We start from the raw sequence: 22,922 nt of genomic DNA, 5'->3' as shown, positions 1-22,922 counted from the left end.
TTCTTTGTTTAATTTTCTGTTATTTGATGTTAAGAATTCCATTATTTAGCAAATAAAACTACTATTTTTTGGATGTATGGTAAAAACGTGAATTTTCAATCACCGCATCTTTAATTACACTAAAATCAACGGTATTTTCTTTTACCGGATTTAATTTTTTATCGACTACATCATACATTCCCGAGGAATAAACATTAATAATCATATTTTTTTCAATGATAGCATATTTTTGATTATAACCGCAGATAAACCATTTTCTATTCTTGCAATCATATAAATTTTGGCCTACGCTATAATCGTAATATTGATTTGTAACACCCAAAACGGTATTCATAAGCGTTGGAATAATATCATAATGTAAAGTTAAATGAGTATAAGTTTTTGCCGGTCTGGAAGTATCAAATACAATTAGAGGTGTGCCAATTTGATAATCTGAAAAATTTCCTCCGTGTTGCCAATATCCTTTTTTATTGTCATTAAATTCTTGTCCATGGTCTCCTGTAATGACTACAATTGAAGATTCTAAGAGCTTTTTCTCTTCTAATTTTTTCAATATGTTGCCGATGAGACCATCAATATAATTTAATGAATTTTTATATCTGTTATAAAAAGGGATTGGATTGTAATCATCGTTTAAGGCAATATAATTTACTTCATCCAACGTCGGTTTAAATTTCACCTGAAAATCTGAAGGATAATCAAAGCCATGGGCAGAATCAAAAAATAAGAAGCTAAAAAACGGAGTATTTTCTTTTGAATCATAGCCGTTTATAAATTTTATCCATTCATTATAAATGTCTTTATCTCTTTCTGAGGGAGAATTTCCATTCGATTCCAGTTTCAAATTTTGAATTCCCGAAAATACATTTTTATTAAAAGGGGGATTTTCAAGCGTTGAGCTGGACAAAATTGATAATGTATAGCCTTGCTTGAGTATTTCATTGAAAAAAACCGGAGATATTTGCAATCCTGTAAAATTATCATAATAAGTAGCAGGTATGGCATAAAATAACGAAAATATACCTCCTGTGGTCATATTTGATCCGCTTTTATGGTTTTGAAATACTTGTGATCTTTTGGACAACTCAAAAATATGCGGAGTTATATTTTCGGTCATGCAATTGAATCTCCAAGAGTCTATAACGATAAAAATTATATTCTTTTTTTGGCTATTTTCAGATAGAATGGGCTTTAAAGGATAATTGATCAATGATTTTGAGTACGAGCGACTAAGTAAAGTATTTTTTTCAATTTCTTGTTTATTAATTAAATTAAGTTTGCGAAATAGTGATTCTGAGGTTAACGGATAGAAGACAGGATATATATTTTTCATTTGAGCAATAGGCCTGTATCGACTCGCATCAGCCCAAGCATATATAAAGTTTGTACCAACTAATAAAAATCCTATAATCACTAAGATTAGCTTAATTTTCAAATTAGGTAATTTTTTGGATAGTTTGGAAGAAAAATACAGTATTAGTATCTCAAGTAAAATAAGTCCAATTAGGTAAAGTATTGCAATGGTAGTATTTATAGTTGAAAAATGAAAAATATCTGTAGCTCTTTTTCCAAAGACTAATTTAAATACTATAGGGGATAAATGATACCTAAATTGGCTAAATACTAGTATATCTATTTGCAGATATAATATAATAAGAATAGAAAGTAAGCTAAAAATAAGTTTAGATAGTAATTTTGATTTGGTTAAAAATAAGAATAAAAGACTCAGTAACAGTGGAACACAATTAAGAATAAAAAAATGTGTAATAAGTGAAGAAAATATATAAAAATATGTAATGAATCCGCTTAAATTTTCGGTATATTTTAAATATTTAATCCCTAAAAAAATTACCAGTAAAAAATTAAAAAAATTGGCTAAACATAATTGTTTACTAAACAAATTAATTTTCATTATATATATTTAAAAACAACAGTTTTGAATAAAGATACAAAATTTAATAAATTAATAGAACAATTTTCTTCAGTTAATATATTTAAATAGTATAAAAAACAATAAATCATCATTATTAGTAAGAAATATTTTAAAGCACCCAATGCCATTCCTGCTAGTTGGTTAGTGAAACCTAAACCTAATTTTTTTAAAATTTTTTCAATAATTCGGGATAAAAATAGAATACTTATAAATAAAATGATGAAAACGCAGACATAGCTGACCCAAGCCGATGTTTCTTCTGAAATTATTTTATTTTGTAATAAAATTCTATGCATTTGAGATAAAAACAGAGAAGAAAATAAATATCCGACCGTGAGTCCTGCGATTGAAGAAATTTGTTTTAGAAAGCCTTTAATATATCCTATAATTGCACCGATTAGAGTGCCTCCCAATAAAATATATTCATAGTTCATTTTTAAATTTTATCTTCCTTATATTCCCCTAAGATATGTAAAAAATTAGTATTATTTTTTATCTCTTCCAACGCCCTGCGGTAATTGTCATCATTTCCTCCGGGTGTAATAATATCCGCATGAAAAGAATATTGGAAAACCGATCCTGATAAAGGCACGGATTGTATTTTAGTGATGTTCATTTGATGGTTTGCAAGAATATTTAAAACTTTTGCTAAACTACCCATCGTATGATCTGTAGTGAAGTATAAGGATGCTTTCGTAAAATTTTCAACTTTTTCCGATTGAGGAGATAATAAATAAAAACGGGTGTAATTATCAGAAACATCATGAATATTTTCAGCCAATACTTGTAATTGATACATTTCTGCTGCCAATATTGAGCCAATAGTCGCTATACCTTTCATTTTTTTACTGTGAATGTTGTATGCACAAGTTGCGGTATCGTCTTTAGATAATAATTTCCAATCAGGATATTTTTCAAGAAAATTTTCACATTGTAATAAAGCCATAGGATGGGTTCTAACTTCAGAAATTGAATCTAATGTTTCTCCCGGTAATGCTAATAAATGATGTTTAATCGGTAAGACCACTTCACCGACTATGTGTAACCCGTGTTTGGTAATTAAACTATAATTGGGTAAAATAGCTCCCGCTATTGAATTTTCTATGGCCATCATTCCATAGTTTGCTTTCCCATTAATTACATCCCTTACTACGGTTTTAAATGTAGGACTATCAATTATTTCCACTTTTTCATTTTGAAAAAAACGGTTTACGGCTTCATGATGAAACGATCCTTTAATCCCTTGTATTGATATTGACTTCATAAATTAATGGTACTAAACACCCAATTTTTTTTATTTTTATTAATTATATTTACATAAATTTAATGGAACAGCTTTGTTCAAGCTAGAAATAAAATGTCTGTAAAAATACAAAATCTATCTAAACATTATAAAGGACAAATTGCTTTACATGCTATTTCTCTGGAAATAAAAAAAGGTGAGATTGTCGGCTTATTAGGTCCAAATGGAGCAGGTAAAACAACCATGATGCGGTCAATTACAGGATCGTTATCTTTTGACAAGGGAAAAATTTGGATCAATGGTATGGATAATCAAGAGTTTCCATATAAAACCAAATCGTTAATTGGTTATCTTCCGGAAAATAATCCATTATATTTAGATATGTATGTTAAGGAGTATTTAAGCTTTGTTTCGGATATTCATCATACTCCCAAAAGCGAGATTTCCGACATTATTGAAAAGGTGGGCCTACAAAAGGAACAAAATAAGAAAATCAGTCAATTATCTAAAGGATATAAACAACGAGTGGGACTGGCTCAAGCAATTCTCTTTGATCCTGAAATTTTAATTTTAGATGAGCCGACTAATGGTTTGGATCCCAATCAAATTATTGAAATCAGGCAATTAATTCAGGAATTAGGTAAAAAGAAAACCGTTATTTTATCTACTCACATTATGCAAGAGGTTGAAGCCTTATGTTCAAGAGTCATACTTTTAAATAAAGGATCTATTATTCAAGATAGAAGCATTGAGGATTTTAAAGGTAAATATTTAAGTTTGGAAGAAGCTTTTTTCGAATATACCCATCATTAATTATTGAAAAAATAACAACTTTACTTTTTCTAAAATAAAACAAAACCATCCTGTGAAATTTCTTCATCGTATAAATTGGTAGTTTCCTCATTGGTAAAATACAAATCATAGATAACATTTGAAGAAGAAATTATCTCTTGTTCAATCATTTTATCTTTACTAGATTCCATTTTTTTTGGAATTCTTTTAGGTGAACGTTTAGGAATATTGTTCGTTGAACCGGAAGTTGATACAAACGAATCCGACGGTTTAGGTGCATATAAATTATCTGTTAAAGCTAAATGGTTTTGATTTTCTAAGTTAGCACTTGTTATCGAAGAATCAGTAGTGTATTGATTTTTAGTACTATATATTCCCACCATTACAGCGAAAAATAAACAGGCTGCTGCCGGAATCCAATATATTTTTTTAGAAAATAAAGTAAAAATTTTTGGCTTATCAGGATTTATTTTTTCAATCGTATTTGATACAATTTTCTTGTCCAAATTTTCAAAATAGTTATTTGGAATTTTGTAAGGAGATTCTGAAGGGTTATTAATTAACGATTTGGAAACAATACGTTTCTCCAACTGAGCAAAATAATTTTCAGGGGTTTGGAAAGGAGTAGATTTATTTTTATTAACGTTATTCATATAAGGTTTTAAATAAACTATTTTTCAATATTGGCTAAAAGAAATTGTTCAACTTTTTTAGAAGCATGATGATAGGAAGACTTCAAAGCCCCTACAGATGTTTCCAGAATTTCCGACATATCTTCATATTTTATATCGTCAAAATACTTCATATTAAATACAATTCGTTGTTTTTCGGGTAATTCGGCTATGGCTTGTTGCAATTTGAACTGAATTTCATCTCCATCAAAAAAATTATCATCTTTGAGTTGAGAAGACAACTGAATGACTAATTCATCGCTTCTTATATTTTTTTTCTGAGCAGCACTATTAATAAAATTCAATGATTCATTAGTTGCTATTTTGTATATCCAGGTTTTAAGACTTGAATTTCTTTTAAATCCGGATAAATTTTGAAAAACTTTGATAAATACATTTTGAGTTATATCGTCTGCATCTGCATGGGTATAGACAATTTTACGTATATGCCAATATATGGGTTGACTATACCTTTTTACCAGCAGCCTGAATCCGTTGTTAACATCTTTTTCTAAAAGAAGTAAAAGTTCTGTTTCGTCCATTTTTATTTCTTATTATTTAGACAATAAGAAATTAGAAAAGTTTAATTTCAGTTAATAATTTCATGCATTATAATAAAAATATTTTTTATTAAAGGAATGTTATTTCAAAAAAATTAGATTTTATTTTTAAATATATAAAATAAATTATGGGATTAAACCAACGGCCTGTTATTTGATATAATAGTTTGATAACTAGCAGAATATTATTTTGTTATCGCAATTACAACGATTACCGTTAAATACTAAAAAATGGAAGGAAAAGAAATTATACTAATAACCGGCGCCCACGGAGCGGTTGCCAACCAATTATCGACACTCTTAAAAAATTACTCTCTCCGTTATCTTACCAGAAAAAAAACCAAACCGAATGAATATGAATGGGATATTAAAAAGCAATATTTGGATACCAACGCTTTGGAGGGAGTTAAACATATTATTCATCTAGCCGGTGCAGGTATTGCCGATGAAAGATGGTCGGATGAAAGAAAAAAAGTTATACTTTCCAGCCGTGTAGATTCGGCCAAACTTATTTTAAAAACTCTAAAGGATAGGAATCAAAAAATACTCACCTTTATCAGTGGTTCGGCTTCCGGCTATTATGGCAATACCACTTCAGACAAGATATATAAAGAAACAGATTCTAAGGGTAATGATTTTTTAAGTGAGGTATGCTTTCAATGGGAATCAGCAGCTGATGAATTTTTATCGGAAGGCGTAGCCGACAGAGTTGTAAAAATAAGGACAGGTATATCCTTATCTAAAAATAAAAAAGGCGTTTTATATAAAATTAAAAAAATGGTAAACTATTATGTAGGCGCTTGTCTAGGTTCTGGAAAACAGTATATTCCATGGATACATATTGATGATTTATGTTCTATATATAAATATATGTTGGTAAATGAAGGTTTACAAGGCACTTACAATGCGGTGGCTCCTTCCTACACAACTAACAAAGATTTAACCGTTGCTATTGCCCGAAAGTTAAATAAACCTCTTTTTTTACCTAATGTGCCCGGTTTTATACTGCGCTGGTTATTTGGTGAAGTGTCTACACTTTTATTGGAAGGCAGCAGAATTTCATCGGAGAAAATTCGCACATCCGGATTTACTTTTAAGTATCCCGATTTAGATAGTGCTTTAGATTCTTTATTATAGTTTTAATATAGTTTAAAGAATAACGTTTGTGGTAGATAAAGGTTTTAAAGAAGTGGCAATCTTTTCATATAAAAAGTTTGTGCTCAATTATAAATTTTATAATTGAGCACAACACAAATTTTTATTAATTATTTATTGTAAATAGTCTAAAGACTTTTTAATAGCAATTTCCAATCCTGATAAATCGCTTCCTCCTGCTGTAGCAAAAGAGGGTTGTCCTCCACCGCCGCCTTTTATTTCTTTGGATAAAGCTTTTATGATCGTTCCTGCATGTAAATTTTTAGTTTTAACTAAATCTTCAGAAATTCCTATGGAAAGTGTAGGTTTTTGATCTGTATGAGTACCTATGATAATAAACAAATTGGAAATTTCATTCTTTAGTTGAAAAATTAAATCTTTTACCGATGCATTACTTAAGTCGGTCTGTAATCCAAGGTAGTTTACTCCATTCACTTGAGTAATTGAATTTTTCCAAAATATTTTTTCATGATTTGCTTTTTCTTTGTTGAGTTGCTCAACTTGTTTTTTTAGTTGATCATTTTCCGAATATAATTTCTCAATGGATTTAATAGGATCATCCGGCTGTTTTAAAAAGCTTTTTAAACGATCATATTGACTGAATTGATCTTTTAAAAATGCTATTCCCGTTTCGCCGGTAATCGCTTCAATTCTTCGCACTCCTGCGGAACTGGAAGATTCACTCATAATTTTAAAAAATATGATTTCATGCGTATTTTTTACATGGGTTCCTCCACATAATTCAACCGAATTTCCAAATTTAATTACCCGTACTAAATCGCCATATTTTTCGCCAAAAAGAGCCATAGCTCCCATATCAATAGCTTTTTTAAATGGGACTGCCCTATTTTCGTCTAATTCGATTCTTTCATATATTTTGGTGTTGACCATCATTTCAACTTTTTGTAGTTCTTCCGGACTCATTTTGCTGAAATGGGAAAAGTCAAAACGTAAATAGTCCGGTCCTACATAAGAACCTTTTTGTTCAACATGTTTACCAAGTACTTCACGCAATGCTTCATGTAAAAGATGGGTCGCCGAGTGGTTTTTGGTTATAGCCTCTCTTCTTTTGCTGTCTACCTTTGCATTAAATGGAAATTCAGGGTATTTCGGAAGTTCTTTTACCGTATGAATAATTAAATTATTTTCCTTTTTAGTATTTAAAATTTCAATTTTTTCATTTAAATTTTCAATATACCCTATATCCCCTACTTGTCCTCCACTTTCGGCATAAAACGGGGTAATTTGAAATACTAATTGATAAAATTCTCCTTCTTTATTTTCTACCTTACGATATCTTGTTATTTTAACATGAGTTTCCAAAAAATCGTAACCTACAAATTCTTCTACATCATCTTCTTGTAAGATAACCCAATCATAATTTTTAAAAGTGGAGGCAGATTTGGAACGAGCTTTTTGTTTGCTCATTTCTTCATTAAAGCCATTTTCATCAATGGTTTTTCCATGATCCTCTGCAATTATTCGAGATAAATCTGAAGGAAAACCATAGGTATCGTATAATTCAAAAACAACATCTCCGGGTATGATTTCTAATTTCGGATTGTTTTCCATAAAATTAGCCAATCGTACCAATCCCTGATCCAACGTTCTTAAAAATCCAATTTCTTCTTCTTTTATAATTTCTGATATAAGACTTTCTTGTTTAGAAATTTCGGGGAAAAACTCTCCCATTTGAGTATTTAAAATCGGAACCAGCTTGTATAAAATAGGTTCTTTGATATGCAATACTCGGTATGCATAACCAATGGCCCGTCTTAAAATTCTTCGTATTACATATCCTGCTCCGGAATTAGAAGGTAACTGTCCATCGGCTATAGAGAATGTGATGGCTCGTACGTGATCTGCCAAAACTCGCATGGCTATATCAACGTTAGTGTTTTCGCCGTATTTTAGTTCGGATATTTCTTCTATTTTTTTTATTAAGGGAGTAAATACATCCGTATCGTAATTAGAAATTTTGCCTTGTAACACCATACAAAGTCTTTCAAATCCCATTCCTGTATCTACATTTTTTTTAGGTAGTTTTTCTAAACTGCCGTCTGCTTTACGGAGAAATTCCATAAAAACCAGGTTCCAAACTTCAATGACTTGGGGATGGTCATGATTAACTAAATTTTTACCATCAATTTTTTTTCTTTCTTCATCCGAACGGATATCAACGTGTATTTCCGAACAAGGTCCACAAGGTCCTGTTTCGCCCATTTCCCAAAAGTTGTCTTTTTTGTTACCTAGAAGTATTCGATCTTCTGAAATATGTTCTTTCCAAAAGTTGTAGGCTTCCCTATCTTTTTCTAAGCCTTCTTCTGCATCTCCTTCAAATATGGTAACATAGAGCCTGTCTTTTGAAATTTGAAATACATCAGTTAACAATTCCCAAGCCCATTCAATAGCTTCTTTTTTAAAATAGTCTCCAAAACTCCAGTTTCCAAGCATTTCAAACATGGTGTGATGATAGGTATCTTTACCTACATCATCCAAATCATTATGTTTTCCTGAAACCCGTAAACATTTTTGAGTGTCGGCCGTACGCTTATTTTTAGGTTCTTTATAGCCTAAAAAATAATCCTTAAACTGTGTCATTCCGGAATTGGAAAACATGAGTGTAGGATCATCTTTTAAAACAATCGGAGCAGACGGAACTATACTATGTTGTTTAGATTTAAAAAAATCCAGAAAAGTTTTTCGTATTTCTTTAGAAGTCATTTTTACTACTTGGTTTTTGGAGCTACAAAAATAAGAATTTTAAAATTTCGTTTAAAAAAATTAATTTATTTCTGCGTTTTGTTTAAAATTTATGATATCCTTTAAATCATTCATGGTGTATTGCATCCACTCGATTTGTTTTTTAATCTTTCCCTCTTTATCAAAATAGAACCATGAAGTGAATTTCATGGAATGTATTAATTTATCCTTATAATAATAGGGATTATATTGCCCACTAACTGCTACGATGCTATCATTCGAAACTATTTCTTTAATTGTTACGCTTTCGGGATAATCTTGATGTTTTTTAAAATTTTTGTCATTCCAACTGTTCTCATACATATCCAAAATTATATTTTTGCCTTCCAATAAAGATTGCGAAACGGCATCTACCCATTTAGGATTGTTGTCCGTATAAAAGCCTATAAGTTGTTTAGCGTCTTCTCTTTGAGCATATATTTTATAAAATTCTTCTACATTTTTTATATTTTTCTTTTTCTCAATTGAAGTACACGATAGTAAGACGAGGCATAAAAGAAAATAAGAAACAATTTTTTTCATTATATAATTACGTTTAGTTGTCAAAAATAATACTATTAATTTATATTTATTTATCAATAAAACATTTGTTTTTAATAAAGTGAATTTCATTTATGATTAAAAGTGAAAAAAATTAACAAAATCAATATAATTTAACATTTTTTTAACTATCTCATTGAAACCCTTTATTTAAAATAAATATAGAAGTTTTCATATGTATGCTTACCATATGTGAAATGTATTTAAGAATATTTTAGATAATGAGATTGTAATTTTGCAGCACAAAAGAGTAAAACTAAAATATGAAGAAAGTAACTTTAGCATTGATGATTATTTTATTAGTGTCTTTATCATTTACATTTTTTCACAGTGAAGAATTGGTAAAAGCTCCTTCCCTTTCTCATGTATCCGGTGACACTATTAAAGTAAATTACCAAAATGACAGTTTGACAAGTAACGTTTCCAAAGAAGAGGTAGATAGTAATGAAAAATCCACTCTTTCCGGGCGTGTTTCTTGGTATGGAGGAAAGTTTCACGGTCGATTGACTTCAAGCGGAGAAAGATATAACATGAATGATTTTACTGCTGCACATAAAACATTACCATTTGGGACGAAAGTTAAAATTATAAATCCAAAAAATGGTAAAGAAGTTATTGTACGAATTACTGATCGTGGACCATTTGTACCTAAAAGAGAATTTGATTTAAGTAAAGCTGCTTTTGCAGAATTAACAAGCTTAAATGCAGGAGTCATAAAAGTTAATTATGAAATATTGTAATTTCATTACTTAAAAAAATTTTAATTATAAACTCCGGTTATTGTTAACCGGAGTTTTTTTGTTTATAAATAGGGAATCTTTCTTTTAATTATTTTAAAATAAAATGGAGTAAATAAATTGTATTTTAAAAGATATTTTATTTGATAAGATTTCAATTGATTTTCTTTATTTACGTACAAGCTATTAGGTAGTTAATTGTTTAAATTTGAATATCCAATACTTACAAAAATTTTTAATTGATATTTCTATATTCATTAGGAGTAATACCTAATTGATTTTTAAAAAATCGGGTAAAATGTTGAGGATATTTAAATCCAAGTTCATAAGCGATTTCAGAAATATTTTTATTCAGATCTAAAATTTTTTCTTTAGCTAAATAAATAACTTTTTCTTGGATATATTCTTGAGCTGATTTTCCGGTTTCTTTTTTAACTAAATCTCCAAAATAGTTGGATGATAAATTTAATTGTGAGGCGCAAAAGGCTACCGAAGGTAAACCCAAATTTTTTGAATTATCTGAAGAAAAATATTCATAAAGTAGTTTTTCAAATTTTTCTAAGATCCCTTTATTAATATCTTTTCGTGTATCAAATTGACGATCAAAAAAACGAGAACTATAATTTAATAGTAATTCAATATTGGTCGTGATCAGTGTATTACTGTGTTTATCAATAGGTTGTTCAATTTCATATTGAATATTCTTAAAACACTCTAAAATCATTTGTTTTTCTTTGTCGGATAGATGTAATGCTTCGTTACTGTCATAAGAAAAAAATGAGTATTTTTTTATGTCTTTACCTAATTGAGTTCCAAGTAATAGGTCGGGATGGAACAATAATCCCCATCCTTTAGGTGCATAGGTGGTTACATTGGGCTCCACTTTCATAATTTGTCCGGGTGAAATAAAAACGAGAGAGCCTTCTTGGAAATCATACGTATTTCTTCCATATTTTAATTCACCGCATTTTAATTCTTTTAAAAATATGGCATATAAACCGTAATTGAATGTTTGAGCTGTTATCGGTTTAGTTTTTGATAAATCAAGTACGTTAACTAATGGATGAGTGGTTTCAACTCCTCGCATGGTATTATAGGTTTTAACACTATCTATAGAAATAATTTTTTCCATTTTAGATGATCATTAGATTCATTCAAATTTACGTAAATCATGTTTTTACTCGTATAAGAAATTAATAATCAGTAAAATTGATAACAATTTCAGTAAATTATATAAAATTAAAGCTACCTTTTAAAAGTATCTTTGTTGATATAAATTTACTATTAAATATTTTTAAATGAAAACAAGAATATTAGGAAAAAATGGACTTGAGGTTTCCGAATTAGGTTTGGGTTGTATGGGATTAAGTTTTGGTTTAGGTCCGTCCACTGAAAAAAAAGAAGCAATAAAAGTAATTCAAACTGCTTACGATTCCGGAATAACTTTTTTTGATACAGCTGAAGTGTATGGCCCCTTTACGAATGAAGAACTGTTAGGAGAAGCGGTAAAAGATTTTAGAAGTAAAATAAAAATAGCCTCCAAATTTGGATTTAAAGATGGAAATTCTGCCAATCCTCCCGACAGTAGACCCGAAAGTATCAGAAAAGCTCTGGAAGGCTCACTTAAAAGATTAAAAACCGATTATATTGATTTGTATTATCAACACCGAGTTGATAAAAATGTACCGATTGAAGAGGTGGCAGGAACAATCAAAGATTTAATGAAAGAAGGCAAAATTAAACATTGGGGATTATCGGAAGCAGGTCCTCAAACGATAAGAAAAGCCCATGCCGTTCAACCGGTTACTGCTCTGCAAAGTGAATATTCCTTATTTTACAGAGATCCTGAAAAAGAGATTATTCCTACACTGGAAGAATTAGGGATAGGATTCGTTACATTTAGTCCACTTGGCAAAGGTTTCTTAACCGGAACCATTAATGAAAATACCCGGTTTGACAAAAATGATTTTAGGAATATAGTTCCTCGTTTGTCGGCTGAAAACAGGAAAAAAAATTTTGTATTAATTGATTTTATAAAATCTATCGGTACAGAACTTAATGCAACACCTGCCCAAGTTGCTATTGCTTGGTTATTAGCTCAAAAGCCGTGGATTGTTCCAATACCGGGTACTACTAAATTAAATCGTTTGAAAGAAAACATAGAAGCTACTTCTCTAAAATTAAGTCCTGAAGTTTTAAATCGGATCAATGAAGGATTGTCTAAAATTAATATTGTTGGAGATCGATATCCGGAAAATCTTAATAAAATGATTGATAAGAATTAAAAGAATTATAGTTGGATAGGGTTTTTAATGAGTTAAGATTGCTAAACAATTTTATATGAGTTAATAAACGCCGAAAAATCAATCAATTATATTATTTTTTTTTTGCTTATTTGTGACAACCGTTGATTGTCATATAATTTAAGTAAATGTAACTTTATATAAGGGACTGATATAAATTATATATCAGTCCCATTTTTATATTGTTTACCAATATGTAGAAGCAAATGCGTAAATAAGAATTTTTTTAATCAAATGAATCGATGATAAAAACGATTATTGATAGCCGGCAAAATTTTAAATAAATAGGATTACTAAACTAATTCGCCATAAAGGTCAAAATCTTCTGCACGATTAATTTTAACAGATACAAAACTTCCTACGGATAAATATACATCATGGGCTGAAATTAAAACTTCATTGTCCACATCCGGTGAATCGTATTCTGTACGGGCAATATAATAATCTCCTTCTTTTCTATCTATAATACACTTATAGGTTTTACCGATCTTTTCTTGATTTAATTCCCACGAAATTTGAGATTGAATTTCCATGATTTCGTTTACTCGATTCATTTTTTCTTCTTCAGTAAGAGAATCTTCTAATGAATAAGCGGACGTGTTTTCCTCATGGGAATAAGAGAAACAACCTAAACGATCAAATCGTTGTTCTATAACCCAATTTTTTAATTCTTCAAAATGTTCCTGAGTTTCGCCCGGATAGCCTACAATTAAGGTTGTCCTAATTGCCATGTCGGGAACTTTCGAACGGAAATCAGTCAACAATCGGTTAGTTTTTTCTTTGGTAGTTCCTCTTTTCATGGATTTTAATATATCGCTTGAAATATGTTGGAGAGGAATATCAATATAATTGCAAATTTTAGGTTCATTTTTCATAAGTTCCAGAACGTCCATAGGAAATCCTGTAGGGAAAGCATAATGCAGACGAATCCACTCAATACCTTCCACTTTAATAAGCTCTTTTAATAAATCTGCGAGAGCTCTTTTTTTGTATAAGTCTAAACCGTAATAAGTTAAATCTTGAGCAATTAAAATTAATTCTTTGGTTCCACCTCGAGCCAACGATTGAGCTTCTTTTACCAGTTCTTCAATGGGAGTTGAAATATGCTTTCCACGGATTAAAGGAATTGCACAAAAACTACACGGTCGATCGCAACCTTCCGAAATTTTTAAATAGGCATAATGTCTAGGAGTGGTAATTAATTTTTCTCCTACTAATTCATGTTTGTAATCAGCACCTAAAGCTTTCAACAATAATGGCAATTCACGAGTACCGAAATATTGATCGACATTAGGAATTTCTTTTTCTAAATCGGGTTTATATCTTTCCGAAAGGCATCCGGTAACAAAAATTTTTTCAATAGTTCCTTCTTCTTTTTGTTTGACACATTCTAAAATAGTATTAATACTTTCTTCTTTGGCATTATCTATAAATCCGCATGTATTAATTACTACAATGTCTCCATTTTGTTCATGAACAACCTCTTTGTTATTGGCTTTTAATTGATTGATGAGAACTTCAGAATCGTAAATATTTTTAGAACAGCCTAAAGTTATTACGTTAATTTTTTTTTTCCCAACAGATTTTGTTCGCATTCGCTGTTATTTTTAATAAGGCAAATTTATTTATATTTTTATGAAATGTATAGGACAGATTACAATCAAATAGTATTTTGATCAATTTAATTCTAAAATTTCTTTAACCCATGTTTTAACATGGTATTTATTAAGAATATGATCCGGAACTTTCTCATACTTTGAATATAAAAATTCATCCGGTATTTCAATATTTTCAGGGTCTATAATCAAAATATTCGCAGGATTATAAAAATCGTAATTGACAATGTCTTTATTGGTAGTTATCAATTTTTTATGATGTCCTAAAGCTTCAAATACACGAAATGTCAAGCCTATTTGTTCAGGCCTTTGTATGTCAACCATAAGATTAGATCTTTTAATTTTTTCAAGGACTTCATCTCTGGAAACCATTTTATTTAAATATTTAATCTTGGTTTTGAATTTTTGAGTGTAAAAATTAAAATGGTTACGATTTACAACCAGAAATTCATAGGGATAATTTTTATTTTCTAAAATTTTTGCAATTTTTTCTAATATGGGAGTTCTATTATCTAATGATGAAATATTGAAAGCTATTTTTTGCTCATGAAGATTTATATCTTCCATTTGCTCATAAATATAATTGGGTATAAATTTTAAATTATATTTTTTGGCATCATTTCTATCATAACTGTAAATTTTATCAAAATATTTAAAAGTATCTGTAATAGAAGGCATACGCTGAATACCATCGTAATGGTAAGCAATCATTTCATTACTTGTATGTTTACAAAATTTTAAAGTTTCAGGAGATAACCATTCTGCATGAATTATAACGATCTTATCAAATTTATCGTTTTTAGATAAAGCATTTTTAATTAATTTTTCCAGATGGGTTCTTTTGATATTAGCATTAAAAAATGATTTAGTAATTAAATTTTTTAATCGAACCCATAGATTGGGATACCTATATCTGTTTGCATAAATATCAATATGAATTGCTTCTATATCTAGTTCTTTCATTGCAGAGATAATATATTTATCATATCTATAATAATCTAAAGATATTAAAGCGATTTTCATAATTTACTATTATTATATAACCGTTTTTAGTTATTAAAATATAGCAAATTTAACTGTATGTACTAAATTATTATATTATAATCATCAATTTTCACTAATTTTTAACTTATTATCTTATTTTTTTTACTTCCTTCATAAATATCATATTGAAAAAAACGACATTCCAATTTCCCGTTATAAATTTTAATTTTTCTTGAGGGACGTAAGCCGATTTTTTTATAGGCTTCCAGATCTGAAGTAATGAACCAAGCTAATGTGTTCTTATAATTATTTTTTAATGTATCGCCGATATTTTTATAAAAATGATCTGTAGTAATGGATAGTCTTTCATCGTAAGGAGGATTAAAAACAACTAATAAGGGAAATAGTACTTTTTGTGAAGTAAAAAAATCCTGATTTTTTAATTCAATAAATTCTGACAAATCTGCTGCTTCAATATTATTCTTTGCAGAAACTAAGGCTTTATCAGAAATATCATATCCGACTATTTTACCTGAAAAATCTCTAATCCTGTTAATTCGAGTATCTTTTATTTTGTTAAATAACTCCAAATCGAAATTTTTCCAATTCATAAATCCAAATTGTTTTCGATGCAATTGCGGAGGCATATTTAAAGCGATCATGGCGGCTTCTACTAACAAAGTGCCCGAACCGCACATCGGGTCAAGAAAATTTCCTTTTCCGTCCCATCCTGCTAAATTCAATAATCCGGCAGCTAATACTTCATTTATGGGAGCTTCAAAATGAGATTTTCTGTAACCTCTTTTAAAGAGTGGATCTCCACTACTGTCTAAAGATATAGTAACTTCTTGGTTACTGATATGTAAATGAAATTTTATATCCGGATTGAATCTTTCAATGTCGGGTCTTTTGCCAAATTTTTTTCTGAAACGATCAACGATTCCATCTTTCATTTTTAACATAATGTATTGGGAATGTTTAAAATAATCGGAATATACCGTTGCATCAATTGCAAAAGATTGCGAATTGAAAAAATAATTTTCCCATGGAATTTTATTTATTTCCTTTTCAAAAATAGTTTCATTTTTAGCTTTAAAATGATGTATGGGCACCAAAATTTTCAAGGCTGTTCTTAAAGAATAATTCGCTTTGTATAAAAATCCTAAATCTCCAAGGAATTCAACTGCTCTGTTTTTTTTAACTATTTGAGAAGCACCTAATTGTTTTAGTTCTTGTACAAGCACATCTTCTAAGCCATAAAAGGTTTTGGCTTGCATCGTAAAGGAATCGTTATTAGCAAACATTATAATATTTCAATTAAAATGAAGTTAAATGTGTTAATAGGAATATATTAAATTTTATTTAAAATATTTTTTAAGATTTTATAGATTCTTAAAATATTTTTCAAATATAGGATTACTTTTTCTAGAAATTGGTAATTGAGTACAATTATTAGTTAAACCGAAATAATTATTCAATCAATGGTTATTGATTTCAGATAAATTATAAAAAACATTCGCATATACTAATGAAGTTTATTGAAAAAAATAAAGCCCTGTATTACAGGGCTTTCTAACTAATAGTTTACTAATTATCTATTTTTATTTTGTAACCAATCGATAGAAAAGTTACATTTTTTATATTCATCTTGAACTGTTATAAATGTTGAAGGAATTTGCGCTTCTACCCATTTTTCAATTACTTCATTTTCTTTAGTTTTCTGAGCAAAGCCTTTGATTCTGTTATAATCAATTTCTAAATTCATTTTGTGAGCCGGAATAACATCGGTTATTTTCAATAGTTTCACTACCGTTCGGTTATTTTCTTTATCTTCAAATACTTCGGATAAATCTCCTTTTCCAAGTCCTGAAAGGTTATAAAGCACTTTGGTAGGTAGTTTTATTTTTTCAAATCTGTTATCACCGGTTTGAGAATTTGATAATAAACCGCCATTGTATTTAGTATATTTATCGTCAGAATATTTTAAAGCAGCTTGATTGAACGTTATTTTTTCTGATTTAATATCTTCCCTGATATCTTCCAGTTTTTTTATAGCTGCTTTAATTTCTTCTTGATTAGGAACAGACATTAATAATATATGTCTTAAATCAATCACTTGACCTTTCTTTTTTTCAAGATAAACAATATGGAATCCATATTCAGTTTCAAATGGTTCGGATATTTGTCCTTCTTCCAATCCAAAAGCAACCGCATCGAACTCTTTTACCATTTGTTCTCTTCTAACATTTAAAATTTGTCCACCATTAGCAGCTGAACCCGGATCTTGTGAATATTTTTTAGCCATGTCAGCAAAACTGGCTCCTTCTTCAATTTGTTTTTTTATAGATTTTAATTGATCAATCAATTCTTGTTTATGGCTTTCTGTTAATTTAGGATACATATAGATTTGACCATATTCGATTTCTTCATTTAAAGTAGGAAATTCTGATTCATGAGCTTTGTAAAAATCTTTTAAATATTCTGGAGAAACGTCTACATTTTTGGTTATGTCAGCCATTTTCCTTTGAGTATACATTTGATTTTTAATCATTGTTTCGAGTAAACTTCTTAGCTCACCCATAGTTTTAAATTTAAAATTGGTTAGAATATTAACATCTGAACCAAAATAATTTCTATATCCTTCAATACGTGATTCAGCCTCTCTGGCTACTTCATCTTTATTAACAGTTATAAGAGTATCTTGTTTAGCTTTATATAAAATAATTTTTTCTTTCATCATATTTTCTATAAAGCTGCATCTATCAGTTACGGTTTGTCCTTCAGATCGAGCGTAATTTTCACCTTCTTTAACATCAGTTTCTGTAATAATTTCATTTCCCACGACAGCTACAATTCCATCAATTTTTGTTTCTTGCGCAAAAATGAAGGTAGCTATAAAAAAGGTTACAACTATAAATAATCTATTCATTTTAATTTTTATATTCTGCAAATTTAAAATTCTTTTATGAGTAATTAGTGTTTATATTAGTTTTTAACGTTATCATTTATAAATATCTTTTAATCTTTTTACTTGATTTGAATCCATTGTGACAACAGCTTTCTCTTTCAATAATTTAATTGTTTGTGACGTTTTATAATCAATGAATTCATTTAAATAATATTTTTGAAGATCATCAAAACTCATTTTATCATTTTTAATTATTTTTTTAATATTTATTATCAATCTTCTATTTTTACTGTCAACGACATATAATCCTTTGGTTAATTTTTTATTTACAGGCAAATTAAGAGATTCTCGAGTCTTTCTACCTTCTTCAATTATTAATTCTTCACGTTTATCTTCAAATTGATTTTTTATAAAGTTTATTGACTTTTTATTTTTTAACCAGTTAAGGACTTTAGTTTCTATATCAGAATTGAGACAATAATAAAAAGTACCTTCAATTCTTTCCTTCCAGGTCAATCGAGCAGCTTGATCATGTAAAAATTTTTTTTGACCGATTTTATCGTTTTGAGCTTCGTAAGCAATTAAATTAAGTGCATATTTAATAAGAAGTTGATCTTTAATATTCTCATAATTTTTTTTAGCTGTGTTGAATTCGAAAAAGTGTGTCGTGTAAAACTCCAAAATATTATCTTTCCCCCATTTATTTAAATAATCAAAAATTAATTGATTTCTTTCATAATAATTTTCAGAATTTAAATATTGTTTAAGATTTACCAGTATATCATTTAAGGTAAGTGTATAGGAATCTCCAATAGTAATAATTGTCTCATTATTTGGAATAGTAAAATCAGTAAATTGATTATAAGTTTGAGGTAAAGAAGAAATAAAATTACTTAGATGGATAAAATTTTCTTTATAAAAAGGTTGTTTTTTTAATTTCAAAACTAATAAATCGTTTAACCGTTTGATTTCTTCTGATTTTTTTAAGCTGTTGTATATTTTATTTCTAGCGATTGAATATGAATCATAATTATCATTAAAATAATATTCACAAATAACATAACCATCTTCTAATTTAATGGGTTGAGAATAATCCGGGATATTATTAGGTTCGGATTTAATTTGATTAACCACATATGTATATACTTCCTCATTAGAAAGAATATTATTTTTATTTAAAACATTATAATTTTTAAAGATTTCATCTTTAATTTTAGAAAAGCTTTCTCCTTGTTTAAGTTCTTTATAAACTTTATCGATCTCAATTTTACCTAATCGAGAAGTATCCGGAATATATATTTGGCCTAAAGATACTTCACCTAAGTATTTTCTTTCATTGGAAACCAAAATAAGATATATATTATCATTTTCATCTACAAATGTAGTTACCTGATTAAGCGGTGCATTATATATAGCATCAACCACATTTTTATTTAAAGCGAATATATTTAAATAAGAAGGTTTTTTAAAATCCGAAAGTATTGAATATTTTGATACGGCTTTTTCAAAGCGTAAGGGATCATTACCGATGCTATCTATAATTGAATTTATAAATTTGCTTTTATAAGTTTCATTTTTGTTGGTTAAAAATTCATTTTTAAAAACCAACAATTGAAATTTTTTTTCAACCAGAATTTTTTTATAATAATCACGCAGTATTGGTTCAAGAAATTCAGAAGGATAAAATAAGCTGTTTTTTAATTGTTCAGCTCCTTTTGCTAAGTCTGTCTGAAAACCTATAGAATTTTCTATGTTGTTTGCAAGTGCGTATTGTTTAAGAAGGTTAAAGTCAATATAATTGTCTATGGTCTTGTCCGTTCCAAGCAGTTCTAAACTTTTTCGATAATTATTTTCGAAATTATTGGTATAAATAATTTCATTATTAATGGTCATTAAAACCGATTGTGAAAATACAATACAGGTAAAAAAATATAAACAAACACTTATGGATTTTTTCACTTTTACTTATTTTATATGATACAAAAATATATAAAGAATTAGTACTCAGAAAATATTTTTAACTCTTTAAACTATGGACTATTTTGATTGTAATTACTTTACAACTTTTATTCTATATATAAGATAGGTTAAAAGGTTAGATTTTCAAGATATTCATAGACTATATGAGTAGGTAATCCCATAATAGTAAAAAATGAACCGTTTATTTTATCGATTTTAGCCAACCCTATCCAGTCTTGAATACCATAAGAACCCGATTTATCATAGGGTTTGAAATGGGATAGGTAAAATTCAATTTCTTTTTCATTCATAGGTAAAAAATGAACTTCTGTACAATCCGTAAAAACCTTAAAATCATTTTTGGTTGAAAATCCAACAGAAGTATACACTTTATGTGAATTTCCTGATAATTCAAACAACATTTTTTTTGCTTGTTCGAAATTTTCAGGTTTTTCCAATGCATGATCTTTCATCCAAACAATGGTATCCGCTGTGATCACAACCGTTTGATCAGCTACTTCTCCATAATGTTTTGATTTCTGTTCTGCTAAATATTCGGTAATTTGATTTTCTTTTAATAAGGAAGAGTAACTTTCATTTATATTTAAATGTAGGGTCTCGAATTTGTAATTTAAACTTTTTAAAAGTTCTTGTCTTCGTGGAGATTGAGAAGCTAAAATAATTTTAAATGTATTCATATAGTTGTAATTCGATAATCAATAAGTTAAAAAATAAAAGACTATCTTATAAATAGATAGTCTTTTATTTTAAAATTATATTTTGCATCCATTATATATTTATTTAAATAGAATAAGAATTCATACTATTTAAACAGAACTATATAATTAATAAACAATATTATAAATCGATTGCTTCTCCATATGCCGCCTCTGTTGCACCTTTAAATGCTTCTGAAATAGTCGGATGTGGATGCACAGTAGTCAAAATTTCATGTGAAGTAGCTTCTAATCTTCTCACAGCTACAGCTTCCGCAATCATATCAGTAACTCCGTTACCTACCATATGACAACCTAATAACTCACCGTATTTGGCATCATAAATAACTTTTATAAAACCATCAGTGTCACCGTTAGCAGTTGCTTTTCCGGATGCTACAAAAGGAAATTTACCCACTTTAATATCATAACCTGCTTCTTTGGCTTTTTTCTCTGTCATACCCACAGAAGCGATTTCAGGAGAACAATAAGTACATCCCGGAATGTTTCCATAATCAATAGGTTCAACATTCATTCCTTTAATTTTTTCAACACAAAGAATTCCTTCTGCAGAAGCTACGTGGGCTAAAGCAGGGCCGGGAATAACATCACCAATGGCATAATAACCCGGAATGTTTGTATTGTAAAAACTGTCTACAAGGATTCTTCCTTTATCTGTAGATATTCCTACCTCTTCTAATCCTATATTTTCAATATTTGCGGTAATACCTACTGCAGATAAAATAATATCTGCTTCTAAAGTTATTTCTCCGTTCGCTGTTTTAACAAAGGCTTTAACTCCGTCTCCCTGAGTTTCAACTCTTTCAACTGAAGAATTAACCATAACTTCTATACCATGTTTTTTAATAGATTTTTCAACATGTTTGGAAACTTCTTCATCTTCAACAGGGACAATATTAGGTAAAAATTCAACTACGGTAACTTTAGCTCCCATAGTTGCGTAGAAATATGCAAATTCAATACCTATAGCTCCTGAACCAACTACAATCATAGATTTAGGCATTGTTGGAAGAGTGAGAGCTTCTCTATAACCGATTATTTTTTTACCATCTTGAGGTAAATTAGGTAATACTCTTGATCTTGCTCCGGTAGCAATAATAATGTGAGATGCTGAATATTCTGTTACTTTACCTTCTTTATCAGTAACCTCTATTTTTTTTCCGGGCTTAACTTTGGCATTTCCGTTAATTACATCAATTTTATTTTTTTTCATAAGGAAGCCAACCCCTTTATTCATTTTATCGGCTACTCCCCTACTGCGTTTAATAACATTAGAAAAATCAAAAGATGATTCGGTTTTATTCAATCCAAATTCTTCAGCATGATTTATTTCTTCATATACGTGAGCACTTTTAATAAGAGCTTTAGTTGGTATACATCCCCAGTTTAAACAAATTCCTCCTAGATTTTCTCGCTCAACTACAGCTGTTTTAAAACCTAATTGAGCGGCTCTAATAGCAGCAACATATCCACCGGGCCCGCTACCTATAACTATAATATCATAATTCATGGTACAGATTATTTTGTTGACAAAAATACTATTTTTTTTCCAAAAAGAAGATTTATATATATAAACCCAAAAAATGCATAATATTTGTTTATAATTTAAAAAATATTATAAGATTACGGTTTTATTAATATTTAATATAAATAAAAATATATGCAAGAAACGAATCAAACTTATAGTAATTCATATGAAATTTCACAAGATCAACTTAAAGATGCTAATAGTAAAAAATTAATAGCCGGAATTTGTGGTATTCTACTAGGTAGTTTTGGTATTCATAAGTTTTACTTAGGGTATAATAAAGAAGGCTTAATTATGTTATTAATCACTTTATTAACTTCATGGTTTACTTGTGGTGGAGGCGCAATTGTAATGGGTATTATTGGATTAATTGAAGGAATTTTGTACCTTACCAAATCTGATAAAGAATTTTATAAGACTTATATTTTAAATCGTAAAGGGTGGTTTTAATAAAATTTATAATAATTTATAACGCTATAATTAATTTTGGAAT

General features: G+C 29.0%; 20 protein-coding genes. 5 read left to right on the top strand and 15 right to left on the bottom strand.

The genetic code is table 11. The annotated features are described in order from the left end of the window. Window positions 1–61: 61 nt before the first annotated feature. From GFU93_RS00640 to GFU93_RS00630, 3 genes are read right to left on the bottom strand one after another with little or no spacing between them, the layout of a single operon-like run. A complete protein-coding gene (locus GFU93_RS00640; protein ID WP_160566147.1) occupies window positions 62–1,912 on the bottom strand; it encodes a DUF3413 domain-containing protein in 1,851 nt (616 codons plus the stop codon). Continuing rightward, complete coding sequence (locus GFU93_RS00635) at window positions 1,912–2,367, bottom strand: CvpA family protein (protein ID WP_160566144.1); 456 nt, start codon at window positions 2,365–2,367, stop codon at window positions 1,912–1,914. Before GFU93_RS00635 ends, GFU93_RS00640 begins: the two co-directional genes overlap by 1 nt. Window positions 2,368–2,369: 2 nt before the next feature. Continuing rightward, the gene (locus GFU93_RS00630) at window positions 2,370–3,197 is read right to left on the bottom strand and encodes a prephenate dehydratase (RefSeq protein WP_160566140.1); all 828 of its coding nucleotides are present in this window, start codon (window positions 3,195–3,197) and stop codon (window positions 2,370–2,372) included. Window positions 3,198–3,290: 93 nt separating this feature from the next. On the opposite strand from GFU93_RS00630, the gene GFU93_RS00625 reads away from it, so the two are divergent. Next, a complete protein-coding gene (locus GFU93_RS00625; protein ID WP_160566137.1) occupies window positions 3,291–3,989 on the top strand; it encodes an ABC transporter ATP-binding protein in 699 nt (232 codons plus the stop codon). A gap of 29 nt (window positions 3,990–4,018) precedes the next feature. Here GFU93_RS00625 and GFU93_RS00620 read toward each other — a convergent pair whose 3' ends face one another. Together GFU93_RS00620 and GFU93_RS00615 are read right to left on the bottom strand one after the other, a co-directional pair. Continuing rightward, window positions 4,019–4,621 (bottom strand): hypothetical protein, encoded by a 603-nt coding sequence (locus GFU93_RS00620; RefSeq protein ID WP_160566134.1) that lies wholly within the window; start codon window positions 4,619–4,621, stop codon window positions 4,019–4,021. Window positions 4,622–4,638: 17 nt separating this feature from the next. After that, on the bottom strand, window positions 4,639–5,181 hold the full coding sequence (locus GFU93_RS00615; protein ID WP_160556641.1) for an RNA polymerase sigma factor: 543 nt from the start codon (window positions 5,179–5,181) through the stop codon (window positions 4,639–4,641). 249 nt (window positions 5,182–5,430) lie between these two features. On the opposite strand from GFU93_RS00615, the gene GFU93_RS00610 reads away from it, so the two are divergent. After that, window positions 5,431–6,336, top strand: a complete 906-nt coding sequence (locus GFU93_RS00610) for a TIGR01777 family oxidoreductase (protein ID WP_160566131.1) — start codon at window positions 5,431–5,433, stop codon at window positions 6,334–6,336. Between the two features lie 132 nt (window positions 6,337–6,468). Here GFU93_RS00610 and alaS read toward each other — a convergent pair whose 3' ends face one another. After that, window positions 6,469–9,078: an alanine--tRNA ligase gene (alaS, locus tag GFU93_RS00605; RefSeq protein ID WP_160566128.1), complete on the bottom strand. Its 2,610-nt coding sequence runs from the start codon at window positions 9,076–9,078 to the stop codon at window positions 6,469–6,471. Between the two features lie 60 nt (window positions 9,079–9,138). Beyond that, window positions 9,139–9,639, bottom strand: a complete 501-nt coding sequence (locus GFU93_RS00600; protein ID WP_160566125.1) for a hypothetical protein — start codon at window positions 9,637–9,639, stop codon at window positions 9,139–9,141. A 281-nt stretch (window positions 9,640–9,920) separates the two neighbouring features. Here GFU93_RS00600 and GFU93_RS00595 point away from each other — a divergent pair, with 281 nt between their 5' ends. Then, window positions 9,921–10,397 (top strand): septal ring lytic transglycosylase RlpA family protein, encoded by a 477-nt coding sequence (locus tag GFU93_RS00595; protein ID WP_220264894.1) that lies wholly within the window; start codon window positions 9,921–9,923, stop codon window positions 10,395–10,397. 232 nt (window positions 10,398–10,629) lie between these two features. Here the strand turns inward: GFU93_RS00595 and GFU93_RS00590 are convergent, their stop codons facing one another. Next, window positions 10,630–11,526 (bottom strand): AraC family transcriptional regulator, encoded by an 897-nt coding sequence (locus GFU93_RS00590; RefSeq protein ID WP_160566122.1) that lies wholly within the window; start codon window positions 11,524–11,526, stop codon window positions 10,630–10,632. Between the two features lie 166 nt (window positions 11,527–11,692). On the opposite strand from GFU93_RS00590, the gene GFU93_RS00585 reads away from it, so the two are divergent. After that, window positions 11,693–12,679, top strand: a complete 987-nt coding sequence (locus GFU93_RS00585; protein ID WP_160566119.1) for an aldo/keto reductase — start codon at window positions 11,693–11,695, stop codon at window positions 12,677–12,679. A gap of 311 nt (window positions 12,680–12,990) precedes the next feature. Here GFU93_RS00585 and rimO read toward each other — a convergent pair whose 3' ends face one another. The 7 genes from rimO to lpdA form a co-directional block, all read right to left on the bottom strand. Further along, window positions 12,991–14,292, bottom strand: a complete 1,302-nt coding sequence (rimO, locus tag GFU93_RS00580) for a 30S ribosomal protein S12 methylthiotransferase RimO (protein WP_160566116.1) — start codon at window positions 14,290–14,292, stop codon at window positions 12,991–12,993. An 81-nt stretch (window positions 14,293–14,373) separates the two neighbouring features. Next, on the bottom strand, window positions 14,374–15,336 hold the full coding sequence (locus GFU93_RS00575; protein ID WP_160566113.1) for a hypothetical protein: 963 nt from the start codon (window positions 15,334–15,336) through the stop codon (window positions 14,374–14,376). Between the two features lie 101 nt (window positions 15,337–15,437). After that, window positions 15,438–16,601: a class I SAM-dependent RNA methyltransferase gene (locus GFU93_RS00570; RefSeq protein WP_160566110.1), complete on the bottom strand. Its 1,164-nt coding sequence runs from the start codon at window positions 16,599–16,601 to the stop codon at window positions 15,438–15,440. A gap of 287 nt (window positions 16,602–16,888) precedes the next feature. Further along, window positions 16,889–18,226, bottom strand: coding sequence for a peptidylprolyl isomerase (locus GFU93_RS00565; protein ID WP_160566107.1), 1,338 nt, complete (start codon window positions 18,224–18,226; stop codon window positions 16,889–16,891). Window positions 18,227–18,298: 72 nt separating this feature from the next. Beyond that, on the bottom strand, window positions 18,299–20,164 hold the full coding sequence (locus tag GFU93_RS00560) for a hypothetical protein (RefSeq protein WP_160566104.1): 1,866 nt from the start codon (window positions 20,162–20,164) through the stop codon (window positions 18,299–18,301). A gap of 128 nt (window positions 20,165–20,292) precedes the next feature. Beyond that, window positions 20,293–20,862 carry a Maf family nucleotide pyrophosphatase gene (locus GFU93_RS00555; RefSeq protein ID WP_160566101.1) on the bottom strand — a complete coding sequence of 190 codons (570 nt, stop codon included), beginning with the start codon at window positions 20,860–20,862 and terminating at the stop codon, window positions 20,293–20,295. A gap of 160 nt (window positions 20,863–21,022) precedes the next feature. After that, window positions 21,023–22,411 (bottom strand): dihydrolipoyl dehydrogenase, encoded by a 1,389-nt coding sequence (gene lpdA, locus GFU93_RS00550; RefSeq protein ID WP_105297572.1) that lies wholly within the window; start codon window positions 22,409–22,411, stop codon window positions 21,023–21,025. Window positions 22,412–22,561: 150 nt separating this feature from the next. Between lpdA and GFU93_RS00545 the strand changes: the two genes are divergently transcribed. Then, window positions 22,562–22,879: a TM2 domain-containing protein gene (locus GFU93_RS00545; protein ID WP_185150444.1), complete on the top strand. Its 318-nt coding sequence runs from the start codon at window positions 22,562–22,564 to the stop codon at window positions 22,877–22,879. Window positions 22,880–22,922: the final 43 nt, after the last annotated feature.

It is taken from the genome of Apibacter sp. B3546 (genome assembly GCF_009827885.1).
Lineage (GTDB): Bacteria > Bacteroidota > Bacteroidia > Flavobacteriales > Weeksellaceae > Apibacter.
Note: the sequence above shows the minus strand (reverse complement) of the source record. Positions and strands in the feature narration are given on the sequence as shown.

Coding starts and splice junctions, on each gene's coding strand:
- GFU93_RS00640 (WP_160566147.1), bottom strand. CDS start 1,912: ATGAAAATTAATTTGTTTAGTAAACAATTATGTTTAGCCAATTTTTTT.
- GFU93_RS00635 (WP_160566144.1), bottom strand. CDS start 2,367: ATGAACTATGAATATATTTTATTGGGAGGCACTCTAATCGGTGCAATT.
- GFU93_RS00630 (WP_160566140.1), bottom strand. CDS start 3,197: ATGAAGTCAATATCAATACAAGGGATTAAAGGATCGTTTCATCATGAA.
- GFU93_RS00625 (WP_160566137.1), top strand. CDS start 3,291: ATGTCTGTAAAAATACAAAATCTATCTAAACATTATAAAGGACAAATT.
- GFU93_RS00620 (WP_160566134.1), bottom strand. CDS start 4,621: ATGAATAACGTTAATAAAAATAAATCTACTCCTTTCCAAACCCCTGAA.
- GFU93_RS00615 (WP_160556641.1), bottom strand. CDS start 5,181: ATGGACGAAACAGAACTTTTACTTCTTTTAGAAAAAGATGTTAACAAC.
- GFU93_RS00610 (WP_160566131.1), top strand. CDS start 5,431: ATGGAAGGAAAAGAAATTATACTAATAACCGGCGCCCACGGAGCGGTT.
- alaS (WP_160566128.1), bottom strand. CDS start 9,078: ATGACTTCTAAAGAAATACGAAAAACTTTTCTGGATTTTTTTAAATCT.
- GFU93_RS00600 (WP_160566125.1), bottom strand. CDS start 9,639: ATGAAAAAAATTGTTTCTTATTTTCTTTTATGCCTCGTCTTACTATCG.
- GFU93_RS00595 (WP_220264894.1), top strand. CDS start 9,921: ATGAAGAAAGTAACTTTAGCATTGATGATTATTTTATTAGTGTCTTTA.
- GFU93_RS00590 (WP_160566122.1), bottom strand. CDS start 11,526: ATGGAAAAAATTATTTCTATAGATAGTGTTAAAACCTATAATACCATG.
- GFU93_RS00585 (WP_160566119.1), top strand. CDS start 11,693: ATGAAAACAAGAATATTAGGAAAAAATGGACTTGAGGTTTCCGAATTA.
- rimO (WP_160566116.1), bottom strand. CDS start 14,292: ATGCGAACAAAATCTGTTGGGAAAAAAAAAATTAACGTAATAACTTTA.
- GFU93_RS00575 (WP_160566113.1), bottom strand. CDS start 15,336: ATGAAAATCGCTTTAATATCTTTAGATTATTATAGATATGATAAATAT.
- GFU93_RS00570 (WP_160566110.1), bottom strand. CDS start 16,601: ATGTTTGCTAATAACGATTCCTTTACGATGCAAGCCAAAACCTTTTAT.
- GFU93_RS00565 (WP_160566107.1), bottom strand. CDS start 18,226: ATGAATAGATTATTTATAGTTGTAACCTTTTTTATAGCTACCTTCATT.
- GFU93_RS00555 (WP_160566101.1), bottom strand. CDS start 20,862: ATGAATACATTTAAAATTATTTTAGCTTCTCAATCTCCACGAAGACAA.
- lpdA (WP_105297572.1), bottom strand. CDS start 22,411: ATGAATTATGATATTATAGTTATAGGTAGCGGGCCCGGTGGATATGTT.
- GFU93_RS00545 (WP_185150444.1), top strand. CDS start 22,562: ATGCAAGAAACGAATCAAACTTATAGTAATTCATATGAAATTTCACAA.